Source organism: Cupriavidus sp. 05N39 (genome assembly GCF_056397325.1).
In genome coordinates, this window is record NZ_JBFTNE010000009.1 from 41,405 (window position 1) to 56,922 (window position 15,518).

15 protein-coding genes are annotated in these 15,518 nt (G+C 67.1%); 1 reads left to right on the forward strand and 14 read right to left on the reverse strand.

The annotated features are described in order from the left end of the window. Positions 1–25: 25 nt before the first annotated feature. On the reverse strand, positions 26–760 hold the full coding sequence (locus AC1DN0_RS06540; RefSeq protein WP_441629040.1) for a hypothetical protein: 735 nt from the start codon (positions 758–760) through the stop codon (positions 26–28). Positions 761–1,094: 334 nt separating this feature from the next. Between AC1DN0_RS06540 and AC1DN0_RS06545 the strand changes: the two genes are divergently transcribed. After that, the gene (locus tag AC1DN0_RS06545; protein WP_441629042.1) at positions 1,095–1,406 is read left to right on the forward strand and encodes a high-potential iron-sulfur protein; all 312 of its coding nucleotides are present in this window, start codon (positions 1,095–1,097) and stop codon (positions 1,404–1,406) included. A 24-nt stretch (positions 1,407–1,430) separates the two neighbouring features. Here AC1DN0_RS06545 and AC1DN0_RS06550 read toward each other — a convergent pair whose 3' ends face one another. From AC1DN0_RS06550 to gtdA, 13 genes are all read right to left on the reverse strand, one after another. Then, complete coding sequence (locus tag AC1DN0_RS06550; protein WP_441629100.1) at positions 1,431–1,835, reverse strand: Na+/H+ antiporter subunit G; 405 nt, start codon at positions 1,833–1,835, stop codon at positions 1,431–1,433. A 52-nt stretch (positions 1,836–1,887) separates the two neighbouring features. Next, positions 1,888–2,163 carry a K+/H+ antiporter subunit F gene (locus AC1DN0_RS06555; RefSeq protein WP_276286515.1) on the reverse strand — a complete coding sequence of 92 codons (276 nt, stop codon included), beginning with the start codon at positions 2,161–2,163 and terminating at the stop codon, positions 1,888–1,890. Then, on the reverse strand, positions 2,148–2,651 hold the full coding sequence (locus AC1DN0_RS06560) for a Na+/H+ antiporter subunit E (protein ID WP_441629045.1): 504 nt from the start codon (positions 2,649–2,651) through the stop codon (positions 2,148–2,150). Before AC1DN0_RS06560 ends, AC1DN0_RS06555 begins: the two co-directional genes overlap by 16 nt. Positions 2,652–2,655: 4 nt before the next feature. Then, a complete protein-coding gene (locus AC1DN0_RS06565) occupies positions 2,656–4,188 on the reverse strand; it encodes a monovalent cation/H+ antiporter subunit D (protein WP_441629047.1) in 1,533 nt (510 codons plus the stop codon). After that, the gene (locus AC1DN0_RS06570; RefSeq protein ID WP_441629049.1) at positions 4,185–4,556 is read right to left on the reverse strand and encodes a Na+/H+ antiporter subunit C; all 372 of its coding nucleotides are present in this window, start codon (positions 4,554–4,556) and stop codon (positions 4,185–4,187) included. The genes AC1DN0_RS06565 and AC1DN0_RS06570 overlap by 4 nt, the downstream gene beginning before the upstream one ends. Further along, on the reverse strand, positions 4,556–7,351 hold the full coding sequence (locus AC1DN0_RS06575) for a monovalent cation/H+ antiporter subunit A (protein ID WP_477145608.1): 2,796 nt from the start codon (positions 7,349–7,351) through the stop codon (positions 4,556–4,558). The genes AC1DN0_RS06570 and AC1DN0_RS06575 overlap by 1 nt, the downstream gene beginning before the upstream one ends. A gap of 129 nt (positions 7,352–7,480) precedes the next feature. After that, positions 7,481–7,687 carry a universal stress protein gene (locus AC1DN0_RS06580; protein WP_441629052.1) on the reverse strand — a complete coding sequence of 69 codons (207 nt, stop codon included), beginning with the start codon at positions 7,685–7,687 and terminating at the stop codon, positions 7,481–7,483. A 382-nt stretch (positions 7,688–8,069) separates the two neighbouring features. Then, positions 8,070–9,932 (reverse strand): OPT/YSL family transporter, encoded by a 1,863-nt coding sequence (locus AC1DN0_RS06585; RefSeq protein WP_477145609.1) that lies wholly within the window; start codon positions 9,930–9,932, stop codon positions 8,070–8,072. Between the two features lie 339 nt (positions 9,933–10,271). Continuing rightward, the gene (locus AC1DN0_RS06590; protein ID WP_477143901.1) at positions 10,272–11,615 is read right to left on the reverse strand and encodes an MFS transporter; all 1,344 of its coding nucleotides are present in this window, start codon (positions 11,613–11,615) and stop codon (positions 10,272–10,274) included. A 103-nt stretch (positions 11,616–11,718) separates the two neighbouring features. Further along, positions 11,719–12,927, reverse strand: a complete 1,209-nt coding sequence (locus AC1DN0_RS06595) for a 3-hydroxybenzoate 6-monooxygenase (protein ID WP_441629058.1) — start codon at positions 12,925–12,927, stop codon at positions 11,719–11,721. Positions 12,928–12,984: 57 nt separating this feature from the next. Then, positions 12,985–13,629, reverse strand: a complete 645-nt coding sequence (gene maiA / locus AC1DN0_RS06600) for a maleylacetoacetate isomerase (protein ID WP_441629060.1) — start codon at positions 13,627–13,629, stop codon at positions 12,985–12,987. Between the two features lie 23 nt (positions 13,630–13,652). Next, entirely contained in the window at positions 13,653–14,351 is a 699-nt protein-coding gene (locus AC1DN0_RS06605; RefSeq protein ID WP_441629062.1) for a fumarylacetoacetate hydrolase family protein, read from the reverse strand. Between the two features lie 79 nt (positions 14,352–14,430). Then, the gene (gene gtdA, locus AC1DN0_RS06610) at positions 14,431–15,477 is read right to left on the reverse strand and encodes a gentisate 1,2-dioxygenase (RefSeq protein ID WP_441629064.1); all 1,047 of its coding nucleotides are present in this window, start codon (positions 15,475–15,477) and stop codon (positions 14,431–14,433) included. Positions 15,478–15,518: the final 41 nt, after the last annotated feature.

Here is a 15,518-nt window from a genome sequence, read left to right on the forward strand (position 1 = left end):
GCAACGAGCGTTGCCTCCCCCTTCCTCAATCCGCTGAACTGGCGGGAAGCACCGAAACGCGGACGCTGGTAATGCCCAACGGCTCGCGCCCGGCGGCGCCACGCGCGGCGGAGGGATCGGTCCAGCCTTGCAGCGTGTTGGCCAGCGACCGCAACAGCGCCGTGCCTGCCACGGACGCCTGCTCAAGCCCCAGCAACACTTCGAACGACGCGCTGCGCTCGCCCGCGGCCTGCAGCCGCGCGTCCAGGTCAGCCAGCAGGTTGTAGACGGCATTGCCCATCTGCAGCACGAAGCCGCTCTCCAGCCCGAGCTGCCGGTATTGCGGCCGAACCCACGACTCGACCAGGGTCACGAAGATCACACCGGTTTCGTCGGCATTGATTTCGAATGCGCAATAGCCGACCGGATGCAGGTCCCGCGCGAGGATCAGCCGGTAGAAGAGGACCTGGCCGCAGACCTCGTCGCTATCCATGTCCATCTCGAAGGCCTGRCCGGGCTCCCAGTCCTCGCTGTCAAGGACTTCGCCGGATACAGGCGCGTCGCCGCCGGGCAACGGTACGCCGGCTTCCGCTTCAAGCTGGGCACGCAGGGTTGCCAGCACTTCGTCGCGTCCGGGCGCTTCCGGCGGTTCGGTATAGATGGCAAAACGCTCGCCCTCGGCCGTCCCGGCGAAGTCCGGGCCCATCAAGGGCGACAGTTGCAACGCTAGCGGTTCCTGCAGCGCCTGGCGGAGGGTATCGGTGTTGGTGCGAGCGGTCATGGGCGTAGTGGTGGATGGCGTGTGGTTGGCGTGGCGGCGGTGAACCCGCCTGCGGCAAAAAAGGCAGCGCCGAGTTTGCCATAGGCCAGCCAGCGGAGCCACGATTATCCCGATTCACCCTGGCTTGTCCATTCCGCGGAGAATCCGGTGGCGGCAAACCGCACATGCCGCGCCAGGCGACGGCCGCTGTGCCACAATCCACACCAGCCGCACGCCGGAACTCCCCCACAGAATATCGGCCTTCACACCAGTCAGCCAGGCGCCGCGCGCGGTCCGCTACCGGTGATGTCGTCGAGTCCGGCAGTCTTCAATCCCCACAGAAAAAGGAAGCCGCATGTCGACCCGCCGTCAATTCCTGAAGACACTGCCGATAGCCGTGGCCACAAGCCTCGCGGCCGTTGCGGCGCCGTCCGGCGCCGGCGCGGCCACGCTCGACGAGAAGGATCCGCAGGCCGTCAAGCTGGACTACAAGGCGGACACCCGCAAGGTGGATCAGGCGAAATTCCCCAGGCATGCGGCCAGCCAGACCTGCGCCAACTGCCAGCTGTTCCAGGAAGGCGCCAGTCCGTCGACGGGCAGCTGCGTGCTGTTCGGCGACAAGCAGGTAGCCGCCGCCGGCTGGTGCAGCGCGTGGGAGCAGGGCTGAAGACTGGACGCCATGCCGGCGCCGTCAGCTCTCGGGAACCTTCCCCGCCGATGATGGATCCGCGGCCTGCCCGCGCGGCTCGCTGCGCTCCCGGTCCTCCGCCTCCCATGTGCGCCCCCGTGTGCGCGGGTCGACGGGCAGGCGCTGCTGCATCGCCGCCTTGGCCAGCATATGGGCGCTGATTGGCGCGGTCAGGAACAGGAAGGCGGTGATCAGCAGTTCATGCAGGCTCAGGCCGTTGCCCTGGTTGCTGAAAAACACGACCGAAGCCACCACGACGCCACCGACACCCAGCGTGGTGGATTTGGTCGGCCCGTGCAGGCGCATGAAAAAGTCCGGCAGCCGGAGCAGCCCGATGGCGCCGACGAGCGTAAACACGCTGCCGATCAGCAGCAGCACGCAGGTGGCGAATTCCGCGATTGGGCTCATATTGTCCATTGGGCCTCCCGTCATGGTTAGCGGACCAGTCCGATCCGTCCGGTCACTTGAGTTCGATGATGTCGCCGCGCTGCAGGTACTTGGTCAGGGCGACGGTGCCGATAAAGCCCATGACCGCGATCAGCAAGGCAACCTCGAAGAACAATTCCGAGCGCAGCCAGATGCCGAATACCACGATCAGCGCGATGGCATTGATATTGAGCGTGTCGAGCGCGACGATGCGGTCGGGCAGGCCCGGCCCGCGCACCAGGCGGATAAAGGCGAGCAGGAAGGCGACCCCGAGGATTCCCAGCGAGAGCGGTATTACGACGGCAAGCATTCAAATATCTCCCGTAGCGGCGCCTCATAGCGCGACTTGACCAGCGCGATCAGCTTGGCTTCATTGTCCAGATCGAGTACGTGGACCAGCAGCCGGCGGCGGTCATCGCTGAGTTCGGCGCATAAGGTGCCCGGGCTGAGCGACACGATGCTGATCAGCGCGGACAGCGCCAGTTCATGCTCGACATCGATCGGCACCTGGATAAAAGCCGGGCGCATCCGCGACACCGGCCCCAGCACCAGCAAGGCCACCTCCACATTGGCCACCACGATGTCGATCAGCACGTGCGCCGCCAGGCGCAGCATCAGATCGGGCCGGCCCACGCGCATCGGACGCAGCCAGAGTCCCTTGCCGATCAGGAGCGAGATCGCCCAGCCGAGAAGTGCGCCCAGCGCCCAGTCGGCAGGCGACACCCTGTTTACCAGCAACAGCCATGTCGCCAGAAGCGCCAGGCTGAGCCACGGATGCGGAAACAAGCGTTTGACCATGACCTTAGCTCCCCGCGGCCGGCAGCACCGCGCGCAAGTAGGCCGCGCGGTCGAACAATTGGGCGGCGGTGTCCGCCAGGTACTGGCTCAGCGGCTGCGCGAACAGGACCAGCGCGACGCTGCAGGCCAGCAGGAAGGCGCAACAACCCAGCTTCCAGCCATCCGGCGCGACCCGATGGTAAGCACCGTGGCGCTCGGGATCGTGTTCCTGGGGCAGGCGCCAGAGCAGGCGCGTGCCGGTGCGGCTCACGGCAATCAGCAGCGCCAGGCTGGATAGCAGGACGCCCGGCCACAACACGGCCGCGGCCGGCAACGGCGCGCTGCGCATCACCATGACCTTGCCGATGAAACCCGACAGCGGCGGCAGGCCGATCGCCGCCAGCGCCGCAACCAGGAACAGCGCGCCCGCCAGCCGCGAGCCGTGGACAACCGGGACAGGCTGCCCCACCGAGCCCGCCGGCGGCGCCGGCTCAAGCGCATCCGTCAGCAGGAACAGTGCCGCCGTGCACAACGTGGTACTGAGCAGGTAATACAGCGCCCCCGCCCAGCTTTGTCCGGTCTGCATCGATACGCTGGCCGCCAGCAGCCCGACCGATGCCAGCACGAGGTAGCAGGTCAGCGTCTTCAGGTTGGGGGCGGCAAGCGCCCCGAGCGCGCCAAACCCCATGGTGGCGAGCGCCATCCACCAGACCCAGTCATGCAGGAACGCCGCCAGCATGCCGCCGGGCGCGCCGAAGATCAGCGCGGCGCAACGCAGGATGGCGTAGATGCCCACCTTCGTCATGATGGCGAATAGCGCGGCGGCCGAGCCCGTAGCGCTGGCGTAGGCCTTGGGCAACCAGAAGAGCATGGGGAACAGCGCCGCCTTGAGCCCGAAGACAAGCATCAGCATGGCCCCCGCGGCCGTGGCCAGCGGCACGTCGGCAGGCGGCAACCCGGCCAGCCGGAGGCCCATGTGCGCCATGTTCAGGGTGCCGCTCAGCCCGTACAGCACGCCGATGGCGATCAGGAAAAAGGCCGAGCCCGCCAGGTTCAGCAAGACGTAGTGCATCCCGGCGCCGATCCGCGCGCGCCCGCCGCCATGCACCAGCAAGGCATAGGAGGCGATCAGCAGGATCTCGAAGAAGACAAAGAGGTTGAAGAGGTCGCCCGCCAGGAAGGCGCCATTGAGGCCCATCAACTGGAACTGGAACAGGGCGTGGAAATGCCGCCCCATCCGCGCGTCTCCCCTGCCCGCGGCCACCACGGCAGCCGCGCCCAGCACGGCGGTCAGCAGCAGCATCAGCGCGCCAAGCCGGTCGAGCTGGAGCACGATGCCGAACGGCGCCGGCCAGTTGCCGACGTGATAGACCGGGATGGCGCCGGTGGCTGCCTCCAGGACCATGCAGGCAGCCACCGGCAACAGCAGCAGCGCGGCGGCCGTACTCAGCGTGCGCTGGACCCGGAGCCAGCGCAGCGGCATCGCCACCAGTAAACCGCCGGCGAACATCGGCAGCAGGATGGGCAGGAGGATCGAAAAAGGCAGGCTATGGGTCATGGGCCGTCCGCCTCGTTCCTGCCAGCGCCGCCGGCCTCCTCTTGGCCCGCTTCCTTGCCATCCACATGGTCACTGCCTGTGATGCCAAGCGAGCGCAGCGCCAGCACCACCGCGAATGCGGTCATGGCAAAACCGATGACAATGGCCGTCAGCACCAGTGCCTGCGGCAGCGGGTCGGCATACCGCGCCCCGCTGGCGATGACCGGCGGGCGGCCGCTGGACAGGCGGCCCATGCCCAGCAGGAACAGGCTCACTGCGTACGAGATCAGCGCCAGTCCCAGCACCACCGGGAATGTGCGCGCGCGCAGCAGCAGGTAGATGCCGCAGGCCATCAGGATGCCGACCGTGCCGGCGTAGACGGCTTCCATCAGGCACCCTCCCGCGCGTGGATGCGCTTGTCGCGCACGCCGAGGTGCGACACGATCAGCAAGGTCGTGCCCACCACCGTGAAATAGACGCCGAGGTCGAACAGCATGGCGGTGGCCAGTTCGATTTCGCCCAGCACCGGCAAGTGGAAGTGCCCGAAGGCCGTTGTCAGGAACGGGAAGCCGAACGCCCAGCTACCCAGCCCGGTCAGCCCGGCCACCAGGATGCCGCTGCCCGCCAGCGCGCGGTAATTCAGCGCGATGCGCGCCTCGGTCCACAGCACGCCACTGGCCACATACTGCAGCAGCAAGACCACCGCCGTGATCAGCGCGGCGATAAAGCCTCCGCCCGGCAGGTTGTGCCCGCGCAGCAGCATGAAGACCGCGACCAGCATGGTCAGCGGCAGCATCAGCCGGGCCAGGATGGCCAGCAGCAACGGGTGGCTCTGGCTCGACCACGGCAGCCCGTTGGGCCCCGCCTGCGGCGCCGCCAGGCGCATGCCCTTGAGCAAGGCCTGTACCGCAAGGCCGGCGACCAGCAGCACGCAGATCTCGCCCAGCGTATCGAAGCCGCGGAAATCCACCAGGATCACATTGACCACATTGTGGCCACCGCCACCTTCAACGCTGTTGGCCAGGAAAAAGGCGGAAATCGAATCATAGGGCCGGGTCATCACGGCATATGCCAGGACGGCTAGCAAGCCGCCGCTGCCTAGGGCAAGGCAGGCATCGCGGACACGCCGGGACACCGGCGAGGCGTCCGGCCGGTCGATGGGAAGAAAGAACAAGGCCAGCACCAGCAGCAGGATTGTGACGACTTCGACCGAAACCTGCGTCAGCGCCAGGTCGGGAGCCGAAAACCACGTAAACGCCAGCGCCACCAGCAGCCCGCACGCGCCCAGCAGGATCAGCGCGCTCAGCCGTTGCCTGTGAGCGAGCACCACGCCGATCGCCGTGAGCCCCAGCAGCGCCATGCCTGTCACGGTCATCGCGTCGAGCGGGCCGGGGGGCACCGGGCCGGCCAGCGTGTCCAGATCCGCCAGGAAAGTGGCCGGAATCAGCAGCATGGCGGCCACCATCCACGCCAGGTAGCCTTGCAGCGAGCCGTTCTCGAACGCCCCGGTCATGCGGCCGGCCAGCCGCTCCAGCCAGCCGATGGCCGCCTCGAAGGCATCGCGGGCGTTCAGGTGGAGCATGCGTGCGTGATGGCGATGGAAGGCATCACGCCGGAAGAAGAAAAACACCGAACCGCAGACCATCGAGATCAGGCTCATCAACAAAGGCAGGTTGACGCCATGCCACAGGCTCAGGCTGTACTCCGGCAACGGCCCGCCCAGCGTGGCCAGGGCCGCGGAGGCCAGCAAGGGCCCCACCGTGTACGCGGGGAACAGCCCGACCACGAGGCAGATGGCAACCAGCACCTCCACCGGGATCCTCATGGAACGGGGTGGCTCGTGCGGCGGGTAGTTCGGCAGGTCGACCGGCTTGCCGTCGAAGAACACGCCGTAGATAAAACGCAGCGAGTACGCCACCGTCAGTGCCCCTGCGAAGGTCGCCGCCGCCGGGATGATCCAGTTGAACTCACCGAGCAGGCCTTGCGCCAGGGTCTCGCCAAAGAACATCTCCTTGCTCAGGAAGCCGTTGAACAGCGGCACGCCCGCCATCGACAACGAGGCCACGATGGCCAGCAGCGCGGTATGCGGCATGTAGCTGCGCAAGCCCCGCAGCCGTTGCAGGTCGCGCGTGCCGGTCTCATGGTCGATGATGCCCGCCGCCATGAAGAGCGACGCCTTGAACACGGCATGGTTGAGGATGTGGAACAGCGCAGCCACCGTGCTCAGTTGCGTGTCCAGCCCGAACAGCAGCGTGATCAGGCCGAGATGGCTGATGGTGGAATACGCCAGCAAGCCCTTCAGGTCGCGCTGCAACAATGCMATGCCGGCGCCAACCACCAGCGTGGCCAGGCCGGTGAGGCTGACCATGTAGAACCACCAGTTGGTGCCATCCAGCACCGGATAAAGCCGGGCCAGCAGGAAGACGCCAGCCTTGACCATGGTGGCGGAATGCAGATACGCCGAGACCGGCGTGGGTGCCGCCATGGCGTGCGGCAGCCAGAAACTGAAAGGAAACTGCGCGGACTTGGTGAACGCCGCCAGCAGGATCAGCGACAGCATCAGCGGATAGAGCGGGTGCCGTTGCACCGTGCCTGCCTGCGCCAGCACATCGGACAATTCCATGCTGCCGCAAATGTGGCCGAGCAGCAGCACGCCGGCCAGCAAGGCCAGCCCGCCCCCGCCGGTCACCGTCAGGGCCATGCGAGCGCCCTTGCGCGCGTCCGAGCGATAGGACCAGAAGCCGATCAGCAGGAACGACACGATGCTGGTCATCTCCCAGAACACCGCCAGCAGCAGCAGGTTGCCGGACAGCACGACACCGAGCATCGCCGCCATGAACAGCAGCAACAGGGAGAAAAAACGTACGGTGGATTCGCTGCGCGGCAGGTAATAGCGCGCATAGAGAATGACCAGCAGCCCGATGCCCAGCACCAGCAGCACGAACACATACGCCAGTCCGTCCAGCCGCAGGCTCAGGCTCAGCCCGATATCCTCGATCCAGGGCTGCCGCCAGACGATGGCGCCGCCATCGGCCACCCGGCCCCGCGCGCTGAGCAGCAGGCCCAGGCCCGCTAGCGGCGTGGCCACCACGATGGGCGCGGCCAGGCCACGGGCCAGACGCCGGGCCAGCGGCATCAGCACCGCGGCGAAAAGCGGGAGCGCAATCAGCCAGACCATCAACATCGGCCACCTCCGGGCGCCGGGCCAGCGATGCGGCTGGACAAGCTGTTCGCGGCGAGCACCACCATGGTCATCACTCCCTCCTGTGTGGCCGGCACCGGTGGGGTGCGGGCTGTTGAACGGGAAAGCGCTTCAGGTACCGGTCGTTGCCTCGCCCCGGCTGACGACAACCACCGGCACTTGCGATTTGCCGAGGATCGTCGTCGCGACGGAACCGAGAATGGCATTGGCCAGCGCACCGCGCCGCTTGGAGCCCACCACGATCGCGTCGGCATCCAGTTCGGCCGCCAGCCGCATGATCTCATGCGCGGGGTCGCCAGTGACCCAATGTCGATTCATCGTGCTATCACCTCTCATCCAATGCACGCGGCCACGATCCGCGCATGCGAACCGGTCGTCCGGCGCCAGCCGGCTGGCGCTCGCGCCGCCGGCAATCATTTTGCGCTACAACCGCCCGCCCTCGCCCGCGCGCGGCTGGCAGGCACAAAGAATTCAGATCTGTCTCAAAAATATTCAAAACGGCGCGCTACCTGAGCGTGGCCACGTTTCGCGGCCTGTCCGCAAGGTGCTGCCGGGCGACGGTAGTCCTGATCGCGCATGGGCGCAATGAATCACCCTTCTTACAATAACGCCCGTGTCTTCCTGCCGTCCCGATCACATTGGCCGGCCCCGCCGGAACTCAAATAGGAAAACGAGGGTTGAATGCACAAGTCAAAGCGGGCTAGCCCATGGCCGTAAAAACCAGGCCCGCTATGCCGAGCCCCACCGCCGCCAGCGCATCGCCCGCGATCAGCCCGCCGCCCACCAGCGACGTCGTGCTCATGTCCTCGGGCAAGGGGTCAGGCGTGCCCTTCGACCCCGGCAGGCTATTGAGCACGCTGGCCACTACCCCGCCCAACGCGAACCACGCGGAGGTGGGGAGGTTGACGAATCCGCCAAAGGAGGACGCATAGGGCGACGGCAACACCACGGTATCGAGCAGGAAGTCCGCAATGCGTCCAACCCTGCCGGCCTGGATGAAGCGCTGATAGCGCGCCCCCGATCTGACCAGCAAGCGCAGCAGCGCCGTGGCAAAGCCCAGGGCGATGCCGAGTGCCACCGCCGTGCGCTGGTGCGGCAGGTCATCGGTCAGGCCACGCAAGGCGCCTACGATCTTGTACGTCATGGCCGATGCCCAGCGATGCGGCTGATCGCTGGCGGCAAGCGCGGTCTGGTCCAGCGCCAACTCGGGATAGGCACCCATGAACAGCCTGGCGAACAGCACCGCCAGCACCGCGCCAGCGACAATCCCCGCCACCTGGAAGCGAAACTGCAAGGTGCGATTGGTTCCGAGCCGCCAGCCGGTGGAGCGGTCCTGCTGCATATCGCACGCCTCGCTGGTCGATACCAGCAACACCGTCGCCGCGATCAGCCCCACGTGCGGGTCGCGCAAGCCAAACGCGGCCATCAGGATCACGGAAAGCACGAAGGCCGAGGAAATCGGGTTCTGATCGACCATGCCGACCGAGATGCCATTCACCATCGCGAACACAAACACCAGCAGCACCGCCAGCACCAGATAGCCCGCGGGCTGGTGGAGCAGCCCCGCACCAACCGCCACGATGGCGGCGCCCCAGAACAGCACCCACGCCGCCAGCCGCCACTGGCTGCCCCGCGATGGCCCTACCGGCCCGGGCATGCCGCTGCCACGCAGGCGCCGGTGCTGCCGGTACGCCTTGAACAGGATCAGCGCGATATCGACCAGCGCCGCGCYCATGATCATCCCGAGCGCGATCAGGAAGGTAATCTTGCGAAACGGCTCGCCTGGCGCCAGCCAGCCGATCGAGACGAAGAACGGAATCAGCGCCCAGCCCGCCAGCCCGGCCACCAGCGCGGCAAGGCCGATGCGCGCGCCGACGATCATGCCGGCGCCGAAGGTGGACGCCGACAGGTCGATGGCGGCAAGCCGATCGATCCGGACCGCGCCGATACCGCCGACAATGCCCAGCACCGTGCCGCCGGCCAGGCGGGACAACGACCGCCGGAGCAGCACCGGATCGGTCAACGCGCGCAGGATATTGGCCACCGCCAGGCCGGACGGAAAGGTGAGTTGCAGGCGGTCGACCAGGATCGGGGTGTACAGCATGCCCACGCCCACCCCGAACATGCCGACGCAAAGCATGTACAGCATCAGTTGCCACAGCGGCGGCTCGGGCATGCCCATCCAGGTCATCGCCTGGATCACAACGGCCATGCCGCTCATGCCGGCCACCGACGACGCAATGGTCTGGATATAGTTCGCCCCGTGGCGCCCTTCGGTGCCGTAGCCAAAGGTCACCGTGGAGCCGAGAATCCCCGCCAGGACCTGCCCGCCCACGAAGAAGCCGAGCGAGAAGTTCATATAGGCCGCGGCAATCCCGCCGAGCGGGCCGAGCACAAAAACCCCGACGGCGCCGAGCAGCGCGTAGTACCGCCATCCGCCCTGCTCCGGCAGCCAGGCCCAGCGCCGGCCAGTGCCGTCGCCGCCGTAAGCTGGCGGCAAGGGTGCCGGCTCGGCATGAGCGCGCGATGCGGCGTCTTGCGGTGGCCTGCGGGCTGCCGTCATTGGCTCCCCCATGCGCGCCTGGCGCATCAGTGGCTGCTTGGCGCGAAGGAAACAAAAAGTGCCGTGAGGCAGAGGCGGCCTGCTGGAGAGACAACCGCGCCTGGGCTGGGGAGATGCTACCGCAACCGGGGTAGCGCGAGGCGTGCGTTCGTGCGCAAGGGCACCTTATGCCGGCCCTACCAGGCTACACAAGGCGGCCCGCAAAAAAGACCGGACACGAGACGTGTCCGGGAACCCATTTGCTGACTCAGATCGTGTCACTAATCCGAGAATCTCAAATGATACGCATTATCATTTAAAAGTTCAAGAATAAGCCAGCTTACCCGCCCGGCTCAGCCCTCAGGCGGCCACAGCCATGTGCCGCGCCTGGCCCGCGCGATGGCGCCCGAACCGGAGCATGGTGGCGCCCGCGATCACGGCCGGGATCCCCACCAGGAGGAACAGCGCCGGCATCGTCAGGCCCAGCGACAGCATGGTGCCACCACCCACCGATCCCACCACCGAGCCCATCCGGCCGACCCCATTGGCCCAGGCCACCCCGGTGGCGCGGCAATCGGTGGGATAGTAGGCTGCGGACAGCGCGTTGGCACCGACCTGCGAACCGGAAACGCAGAACCCGGCGGCGAACACCGCCAGGCCCGCCAGCCAGGGCGCGGCGGTCAGGCTGCCAATGGCCGCCACAAAGATGCCCGCCAGCGTATAGCTTGCCGCCAGCACGTAGTGCGGGTTGGCGCGATCCATCAGCCAGCCCAGCACGATGGCGCCGAGGGTGCCGCCCACCTGGAACATCGTGGTGACCAGCGCCGCGGTCTTGAGCGAGACGCCGGTCGTACGCAGCAGCGTGGGCAGCCAGCTGGAAAGCAGATAGATCACCAGCAGGCTCATGAAGAAAGTGAGCCACAACAGCAGGGTGCCCCGCACCAGCTCGGGCTTGAACAGGTGGGCGGCCGGCGAGCCGGGCATGCGCTTGTCCGTGACCACGATGCTGCCGGGCGCAATCGGCTCGCCCGGCGCGATCCGTTGCAGCGTAGCGGCAACCCGCTCCGGCTGCTTGCCGCTCATCACCAGGTACCGGACCGACTCGGGCAGTTTCCACAGCAGGAATGGCAACAGCAACAAGGGCAGCACGCCGCCCAGCAGCAGCACCGCGCGCCAGCCGTGTTCCTCGATCAGGCTCGCCGAGGCCAGGCCGCCCAGCGCCGAGCCGATGGTGAAGCCGCAGAACATGGTCGTCACCAGGAAGGAGCGCCGCTTGGCCGGGCAATACTCCGAGGTCAGCGTGATCGCGTTGGGCATGGCGCCGCCAAGGCCGAGGCCGGTCAGGAAGCGCAGCGCCACCAGGCCCCACAGCGAGCCGGAGAAGGCGGATGCCAGGCTGGCGATGCCGAAGAACAGCACGCAGAAAACAAGGATGGTCTTGCGCCCGAAGCGGTCGGCCAGCGGGCCGAACAGGAAGGCGCCCGCCATCAGGCCGGTCAGCCCGGCGCCAAACAGCGGCGCGAGGTGCCCGGGCGTGAGCTGCCATTCGGCGCGGATCGCCGGCGCGATAAAGCCGATGGCGGCGGTATCGAAGCCGTCGATGGCGACGATCAGGAAGCAGAGTACGACGATGCCGACCTGAAACGCCGACAAGGGCTGGCGGTCGATGAACTCGGTGATACCGATGGATGGTTGGGTGGGCACGGCTGTCTCCTTCATTGTCTTTCGAGGCGGCCGATCTGCTGTCGGCTCGCCCTTGGTGGCCTTCCCGGCCTTCTCTGGCTTTCTCCGGCTTTCGTAGCCGGCTCTACCGCGCCCCTCGCAGGCAGTCCTCGGCACGCCAGCCGTGCAGCCATTGCAGCGCGTCGTAGAACTGCTCCTGCGTCCGTCCCACCCACAGCGAATTGCGAACCAGCCGCTCCACGCCCTTGGCGTGGTAGAGCCGGCCCATCTCGCGGGCGGAGTACAGCACCCGTGCCGTGCGCGGGATGCGCACCTTCTCGTACAGCGCGAAGGCCGCCTCGAAGTCGCCGTCGCTGGCCTCGATGGCCGCGCCCAGCGTGACGGCATCCTCCAGCGCCTGGCAGGCGCCCTGCGCGAGGTACTGCGTCATCGGGTGCGCGGCATCGCCCAGGATGGTGGCGCGGCCAAAGCTCCAGCGCTCGACCGGATCGCGGTCCGCGGTGGCCCAGCGCCGCCAAGAGCTCGGCCGGTCCAGCATCTGGTGCGGACGGGCATGGATCCCTTCGAAGTACGACAGCACTTCTTCCTTGCTGCCATCGCGCACGCCCCACACTTCCTGCTCGCGGCTATGGAAGGTGACCACGAGGTTGTACTGCTCGCCCCCGCGTAGCGGGTAATGCACGAGATGGCAGTTGGGGCCGGCCCATACCACCGGCGCGTTGATCCGCAGGTCGGCAGGCATGTCGGCCACGTCGACCACGGCGCGGTACACCACGTGCCCGGTCACGCGCGGCTCGTCGCCCAGCAAAGCCTGGCGCACCGCCGATTTCACGCCGTCGCAGCCAATCACCGCGTCGGCCTGGTGCCGCTCGCCGTGCTGGTCGATCACGGTGACGCCGCGCTCGTCCTGCTCCAGCGCGCACACCGTGGTCGCGGTGCGGAACTGGATCAGCGGGTGATCCTGCACGGCTTCCAGTATCGACAGGTGGATGTCGGCGCGATGGATCACGGCATAGGGATTGCCGAAGCGCTCGCGGTAACGCGCGCCCACGTCCACCTTGGCCACTTCGGTGGCATCGATGGCGTCCATCATCATCAGGTAGTCGGTAAAGACCGAGCGCTTGCGCGCGGCTTCGCCCACGCCCAGCGCATCGAGCGCGGCAAAGGCGTTGGCGCCGAGCTGGATGCCGGCGCCGATCTCGCCGATTTTCTCCGCCTGCTCCAGCAATTCGACGCCGATGCCCTGCCGGGCCAGCGCCAGCGCGGCGGCCAGGCCGCCTATGCCGCCGCCCACGACGATCACCTTGCGGTCCGTGCTGCGAATGGTATTCATGATGGTCTCCTTGGGTGCGCGCGTCGGGACAAAAACGCCCTGGGGCACCCCATTCGGTTAGCGCGCCGTGTAGTCCGGCTGCCGCTGAGGTTCTGCCTGCCGGAAGGCCCGGTGCTCGCTGGCATGGCGGTACACCGCCATGGCCCGCTCGAAGCCGCTGGTATCGCAGCCCATGCGCTGCGCGTTGGCGATCTGCGGCACCAGGCAGCAGTCGGCCAGCGTGGGCGCCGCCCCGAAGCACCACGGGCCGCGCCCGTGCTGCGCGAGCAGCCGCTCCACCGCGCCCATCCCTTCATCGACCCAGTGCCGGTACCAGGCGTCTTTCTGCTCCGGCGATACCCCGAGCGTGTCTTGCAGGTAACGCAGGATGCGCATGTTGTTCACCGGATGGATGTCGCAGGCGATCACGTTGGCCAGTTCCAGCACCCGGGCGCGCAGTTCAGGCTCTCGCGGGATGAGTCGCGGCTCCGGGTGGTGGGCATCGAGATAGTCGATGATCGCCATCGACTGGCCGAGGTGGAAATCGCCGTCGACCAGCGCCGGCACCACGGCAGACGGGTTGATCGCGGCCACGTAGTCCGCGGCGCGATGCTCGCCGACGCGAATATTGACCGGGTGGTAGTCGTAAGGCAGGCCCTTCAGGGCCAGCGCGATGCGCACGCGGTACGAAGTGGAACTGTTGAAGAAGCTATAGATCTGCACGGCGCAGCCCTCGCAAAGATGAATCAGGCCACCCGCACCGACAATTCGCCAAGGCGCTCCACACCGGCGACCATCAGGTCGCCCGGCTTGACGGCCCCGACTCCCTCGGGCGTGCCGGTGTAGATCAGGTCGCCCGGTTCCAGGCGGAAGTACTTCGACAGATCGGCAACGGTCTCGGCCACCGACCAGATCAGGTGCGTTACGTCGCTGCGCTGCTTGTCGGCGCCATTGACAGTCAGCCAGATCGCGCCCTGCGCGAAATGCCCGGCGGCGCTGGCCGGATGGATCGGGCCGATCGGCGCCGAGGCGTCGAAGGCCTTGCCGATTTCCCAGGGGCGGCCCATCTCGCGCATCTTCATCTGCAGGTCGCGGCGGGTCATGTCCAGGCCCACGGCATAGCCCCACACGTGTTCCAGCGCCTGTTCCAGCGGAATATCCGAACCGCCCTTGCCGATGGCGACGACCAGTTCGGCTTCATAGTGGTAGTTGGCGGTCTGCGCCGGATAGGGCAGCGTCAGGGTCTCGCCATAAGCTACCGGAATCACCGCGTCGGCAGGCTTGCAGAAGAAGAACGGCGGCTCGCGATCGGGATCGAAGCCCATCTCGCGGGCATGYGCCGCGTAGTTGCGGCCCACACAGTAGACGCGGCGCACGGGAAACTGGTCGCTGCTGCCCACGACCGGAATGGCCACGGTAGCGGGAGGTGCAATAACGAAAGACATGGGAAACCCTCACACGGAAAGAATGGATGAAGCCTTGCAGGGCGGGCACGCGCCGCGTTCCGCCCCCGGGCAAAAAAGATCAGGTGCGTTCTTCGCGCAGCAGGTTGAGCGCGGACAGCACCGGACGATCGGAATAGCTGAACAGCACCGTGTCCCCGACCGAAGCCAGTTGCACGGGCTGCCAGGACGGCACCACGAAGGTGTCGCGCGGCTCGAACTGGAACTGCGCTTCGCCGATGCGCACGGTGCCGCGCCCCTCCACCACCGAATAGACGGTGGCGTCGGTGCTGCGATAGGTCTTGCCCTGGAAGCCGGCCGGCAGGTACTGCATGAAGGTCGCCATGGTCGGCATCGGCCAGCCGCCGGTTGCCGGGTTCACGTAGCGCAGCTTCACGCCGTCCCAGGCATCGAGTTCGCCATTGCGGTAGAGCTGGTCCAGTGCCTCGCGGCTGCGGGCGTACGGGTAGCTGAAGATTGGCGAAGTGGGATCGGTGACGCGGTGGCGCACCGGCAGCATGTTGTGGCCGAAGCGGGCAAAGCTGTCGCCCTCGGGACGCAGCACCGGCTGCGAGGCTTCGGGATAGTTTTCGGCAAACCCGGCGTCCAGGTGCTGCAGCAGCGGGATATCCAGCCCGTCGAGCCAGACTACCGGCTCGCCGCCGTCGGCCACGGCTGGGTTGCCGTGGTCGTGCCACGTCCACGATGGCGTGATGATGAAATCGCCTGGATGCATGGTGGTGCGCTCGCCGTTGACGGCGGTCCAGGCGCCGCAGCCTTCCACGATAAAGCGCAATGCGGACTGCGTGTGGCGATGGCTGGGGGCGATCTCGCCGGGCAGGATCAGTTGCAGTCCGGCATAGAGGGTGGACGTGATGCTCGACTTGCCGGGCAGACCGGGATTCTCCAGCACCAGCACGCGGCGCACGGCCTCTTCCGCGCTGATGACCTCGCCAGCCTGCATCACCAGCGGACGGATCTCGGCGTACTTCCAGATCGCCGGCTGCGCCTGCGGGCGCGGCTCGCGCGGCACCAGCGCGTGCAGCGATTCCCACAGGGGGGCGAGATGGTTGCGGCCGATGCGGCCGTAGTACGCCGAGCGATCCGCGTTCTTGCTTGCGTCTGACATGCTTGTCTCCGGGTCCTTCGCCCTGCGGGGCGGGGAGCAGC

Excerpts from the sequence above, each read along its gene's own strand:
- AC1DN0_RS06570 (WP_441629049.1), bottom strand. The coding sequence starts at position 4,556 with ATGGAAGCCGTCTACGCCGGCACGGTCGGCATCCTGATGGCCTGCGGC.
- gtdA (WP_441629064.1), bottom strand. The coding sequence starts at position 15,477 with ATGTCAGACGCAAGCAAGAACGCGGATCGCTCGGCGTACTACGGCCGC.
- AC1DN0_RS06550 (WP_441629100.1), bottom strand. The coding sequence starts at position 1,835 with ATGAGCCCAATCGCGGAATTCGCCACCTGCGTGCTGCTGCTGATCGGC.
- AC1DN0_RS06555 (WP_276286515.1), bottom strand. The coding sequence starts at position 2,163 with ATGCTTGCCGTCGTAATACCGCTCTCGCTGGGAATCCTCGGGGTCGCC.
- AC1DN0_RS06545 (WP_441629042.1), top strand. The coding sequence starts at position 1,095 with ATGTCGACCCGCCGTCAATTCCTGAAGACACTGCCGATAGCCGTGGCC.
- AC1DN0_RS06580 (WP_441629052.1), bottom strand. The coding sequence starts at position 7,687 with ATGAATCGACATTGGGTCACTGGCGACCCCGCGCATGAGATCATGCGG.
- AC1DN0_RS06595 (WP_441629058.1), bottom strand. The coding sequence starts at position 12,927 with ATGAATACCATTCGCAGCACGGACCGCAAGGTGATCGTCGTGGGCGGC.
- AC1DN0_RS06560 (WP_441629045.1), bottom strand. The coding sequence starts at position 2,651 with ATGGTCAAACGCTTGTTTCCGCATCCGTGGCTCAGCCTGGCGCTTCTG.
- AC1DN0_RS06565 (WP_441629047.1), bottom strand. The coding sequence starts at position 4,188 with ATGACCCATAGCCTGCCTTTTTCGATCCTCCTGCCCATCCTGCTGCCG.